The sequence below is a fragment of the Methylobacterium sp. WL103 genome, assembly GCF_008039885.1.
Classification (GTDB): domain Bacteria; phylum Pseudomonadota; class Alphaproteobacteria; order Rhizobiales; family Beijerinckiaceae; genus Methylobacterium; species Methylobacterium cerastii.
The window spans coordinates 1-4046 of sequence record NZ_VRUX01000394.1 but is presented as its reverse complement, the minus strand read 5'-3'; the positions used below and the strand labels follow the sequence as shown (position 1 = coordinate 4046).

The following is a 4046-nucleotide window of genomic DNA, read 5'->3' as shown; positions in this document are numbered from 1 at the left end:
GGTCCGCGCGGGGCGGCGAGTCGGGGAAGGCGGGTGGAGGTTAGCGCGCCTTCACGGGGCGTTCGGCGGCCGGATCGGGCGCCGTCGCAGTTGGCGCGGGGCGGAGTTCCGGGTTCGCGCCGCGGACCTCCTCGAACCGGACCATGCGGACCGCGCCGATGGTCTCCAGGGTGATCCGCTCCTGCGCGGTCGCGGCCCGCGGGGTGAGGAGCGCCATCAGCCCGGCGGCGAGGGTGGCGGCGACGATCGTCTTTGTGGGGTGGGGCATCGGATGTCTCCGTCTGGCTGCTGGCTCCCCGCCGGCCCGGGGACGATGCCTGGCTTTCGTTTCGAGTAGACCGGTCGTCTCGAACTTCGGCGTAAAAGGATACTGTCTCGGGATCGTTGGAACGCGGGTGGGTTCAGTGCGGCGCGAGGCCGAGGAGGCGGCGGGTCGTCCCGATGGCGGCCTCGAACGGGGCGTCGGTCCGGACGATCTTGGCCATCAGGCTCGCACCGAGCCAGACGTGGTACAGGTCTTCGGCAGTCGTCTGCGGCTCGCCCTGGACCGTGAGCGACCCTTCCGCCACGCCCGCCGCGATGGCGTGCGACAGCCGTTCGATGATCCCCGCGGTGCCGCCCTTGAGGGCGAGGCGCATCGCCTCGGACAGGTCCGAGACTTCCGCCGCAAGCTTCACCGCGAGGCACTTGCGCTGGTAGTCGATGCTCCCCTGCGTCGCCTGCCACTTGCGCCAGTAGTTCATCAGGCGCTCGGCCTGGTTCAGGCCCGGTTCGGCGAGCGTCGCGTCGAGGTCGGCGAGGTAGGCTTCGAAGTAGTCCGCCAAGAGGGCCTCGCCAAAGGCCTCCTTGGAGCCGAAGTAATGGTAGAACGATCCCTTCGGCACGCCGGCCGTGGTCAGGATCTCGTTGAGGCCGACCCCGGAGAACCCCTTCGCGCCGACGAGGCCGTAGGCGGTGTCGAGGATTTCTTGGCGGGTGTCGGTGTGTGCGGCGTCGCGTGGCATGACGGTGAGATAGGCCGAATTAGACCGGTCGTCTAGAGGCAGCTTTCACTTTTTTGGCGAAGGGCTCGGCAGGCTGCCTCGCAGGCGCCGCTTGCCTCGGTCGAAACGCGGCCGTGCGGCTCGCCGCTACCGCTTTCCGGGTGTCGCCGTCGGCCATTCGACGATCCGGTCCGGGAGTTCGTCGTCGGTGAACTCCTCCTCGTTGCCGGCCATCCGGCCGCGGATCGAGATGCCGGCGTCGTGGACGCTGTTGCGCGAGCCCGAGATCAGGTGGTGCCAGTCGTACAGCGGCTCGCCGTCGCGGATCAGGCGGTAGGCGCAGGTGGGCGGCAGCCACGGGATCGTGCGCACCGCCTCGGGGGTGAGCCGGACGCAATCCGGCACCCGGACCTGGCGCTTGGCGTAGTCGCGGCAGCGGCAGGCATGGCCGTCGAGCAGGGTGCAGCCGACGTCGGTGTGGTGGACCTCGCCGGTGTCGTCGTCCTCGAGCTTCAAGAGGCAGCAGCGGCCGCAGCCGTCGCACAGGCTCTCCCACTCGGCCGGCGTCATCGCTTCGAGGGTCTTCTCCCGCCAGAACGGCAGGGCGGCGCCCGCGGGGGCGGGCTTGGGGTTCCCCATCGGGAACACCTCTCACGTGACAGGGGCTGAAGCGCCCCCTGTGCCGCAAGGCGGGCGCGGGTGCAACCCGGCCGCGACCCGGCCACCGGGGCGCCCCAATCCGCCATCAAGGTTGACGCGACCTTTCCCCGGCGCCCGCCGGACCCATCGCCGCGCAGGCCGCGTTCCATCTCGCGAAAGGCCCCGCGGCTTGGTAGAGAGGGGTACGGTCCCCTCGTCCGCGGGTCCGTCGAGGCGTCTCAAGGAGCCGGAACCCCGTCGTGCGCCTGCCGAACGTCTCCCGCCTCCTCACCCGCATCAAGCACGCGTCGCTGGCCTTCGACGCCTGGGTCAACGCGGGCCTGTACGACAGCGGCGTCTCCGGCGGCGCGGTCTACGGCCGCTTCCAGGAGCGGATGAAGGTCTTCGCCTTCCGCGGCTGGAAGCGGGTGGCCCTCGACCTGACGAGCGAGGGCGTGACCCTCGGCACGGGGGCTGCGATCCTGATGCTCGCGCTGGCGCAGCCGGCCTTCAACCTCACCAGCGACAACTGGCTCAAGGCCCAGGACCTCGCGGTCACCTTCCTCGACCGCTACGGCACCGAGGTCGGGCGGCGCGGGATCAAGCACGACGACTCGCTCAAGCTCGACGAATTCCCCGATATCATGATCAAGGCCCTGGTCTCGACCGAGGACCGGCGCTTCTACGAGCATTGGGGCATCGACCCGATCGGCACGCTGCGCGCGCTCGTCAACAACTCGCGCGGCGGCGGCAGCACCCAGGGCGGCTCCTCGATCACCCAGCAGCTCGCCAAGAACCTGTTCCTCACCAACGAGCGCTCGCTGGAGCGCAAGGTGAACGAGGCGTTCCTGGCCCTGTGGCTCGAGAGCCACCTGACGAAGAACGAGATCCTCAAGCTCTACCTCGACCGCGCCTACATGGGCGGCGGCACCTTCGGCGCGGTGGCGGCGGCGGATTACTATTTCGGCAAGCCGCTCAAGGACATCAGCCTGGCCGAGGCCGCGATGCTGGCCGGCCTGTTCAAGGCGCCGAGCAAGTACGCGCCGAGCGTCAACCTGCCGGCGGCCCGCGCGCGCGCCGTCGACGTGCTGCACAACATGGTCGAGGCCGGCTTCGTCACCGAAGGGCAGATCCAGACGGCTTTGCGCAACCCGGCGACGCCGGTGACGCGCACCCGCGACATCACCGCCGACTACTACCTCGACTGGGCCTTCGGCGAGATCAAGGCCATGGCGGATGCGGGCAAGTTCAAGAACGACCGGGTGCTGACGGTGAAGACGCCGCTCGACCTCGGCATCCAGAAGCGCGCCGACCAGGTGGTGGCCGACATCCTGCGCAAGTCCGGCGAGGCCTACGACGTCGACGAGGCGGCGATGGTGATCCTCGATCCCGACGGGGCGCTGCGCGCCATGGTCGGCGGCGCCGACTACGGCGAGAGCCAGTTCAACCGCGCCACCGACGCGTTGCGCCAGCCCGGCTCGTCGTTCAAGCCCTACGTCTACGCGGCGGCGCTCAACTCCGGCCTGTTCCGGCCCGACACGGTGGTCGTCGACAGCCCCGTCTGCCTCGGCAACTGGTGCCCGCAGAATTACGGCCGCTCCTATTCCGGGCGCCAGCCGATGTGGCTCGCGGTGGCGAAATCGATCAACACCATCCCGATCAAGGTCTCGATCGCCATCGGCAAGGGCCTCGGGATCAAGGGCGACTTCCAGGCCGCGAAGGCGGGGCGCGCCAAGATCATCGACACGGCCCACCGCATGGGCATCACCACGCCGCTGGTCGACTCGGTGTCGCTGCCGATCGGCTCGGCCGAGGTCACGGTGCTCGACCAGGCCGCCGCCTACGCGGTGTTCGCCAACGGCGGGCGCAAGGCCAAGCCCTACGCGGCGTCCGAGGTGAAGAATTCGAGCGGCGAGGTGATCTACCGCCACGACGACGAGAAGCCCGAGCAGGTGCTCTCGACCCAGGTCGTCGCCGACATGAACTACATGCTGAACAAGGTGGTCGAGGAGGGCACCGGCCGCCGCGCGCAGCTGGAAGGCATGAAGGTCGCGGGCAAGTCCGGCACCACGAACGCCTACCGCGACGCGTGGTTCGTCGGCTACACCGGCAACTACGTCGCCGCGGTCTGGTTCGGCAACGACGACCACACCTCGACCAACAAGATGACCGGCGGCTCGCTGCCCGCCACCGCCTGGCACGACGTGCTGGAGGTCGCCCACCAGGGCATCGAGCTAAAACCGCTGCCGGGGCTCAAGGCCCCGAACGCCGCCGCCGCCCAGGCCGCCGCCTCGACCCCCACCGACCCGGCCGCCACCAGCTACGGCAAGCTCTCGCGCCGCAGCTTCGAGGTGATCGGCGGCCTGAACGGCCTGTTCCGCACCGTCGAGCGGGCGCCCACTTCGACGGACGCGGCGTCAACTT

Annotated in this window: 4 protein-coding genes; 1 reads left to right on the top strand and 3 read right to left on the bottom strand. The window is 69.6% G+C overall.

What is annotated here, in order from left to right:
• Positions 1 to 40: 40 nt before the first annotated feature.
• The 3 genes from FV222_RS19160 to FV222_RS19150 form a co-directional block, all read right to left on the bottom strand.
• Positions 41 to 268 (bottom strand): hypothetical protein, encoded by a 228-nt coding sequence (locus FV222_RS19160; protein ID WP_147815407.1) that lies wholly within the window; start codon positions 266 to 268, stop codon positions 41 to 43.
• Positions 269 to 401: 133 nt separating this feature from the next.
• On the bottom strand, positions 402 to 1004 hold the full coding sequence (locus FV222_RS19155; protein WP_147815406.1) for a TetR/AcrR family transcriptional regulator: 603 nt from the start codon (positions 1002 to 1004) through the stop codon (positions 402 to 404).
• Between the two features lie 126 nt (positions 1005 to 1130).
• The gene (locus tag FV222_RS19150; protein ID WP_147754646.1) at positions 1131 to 1622 is read right to left on the bottom strand and encodes a YcgN family cysteine cluster protein; all 492 of its coding nucleotides are present in this window, start codon (positions 1620 to 1622) and stop codon (positions 1131 to 1133) included.
• Positions 1623 to 1882: 260 nt separating this feature from the next.
• Between FV222_RS19150 and FV222_RS19145 the strand changes: the two genes are divergently transcribed.
• Positions 1883 to 4046 (top strand): PBP1A family penicillin-binding protein (locus FV222_RS19145; protein WP_147815405.1); only part of this gene is annotated, 2164 nt, incomplete at its 3' end.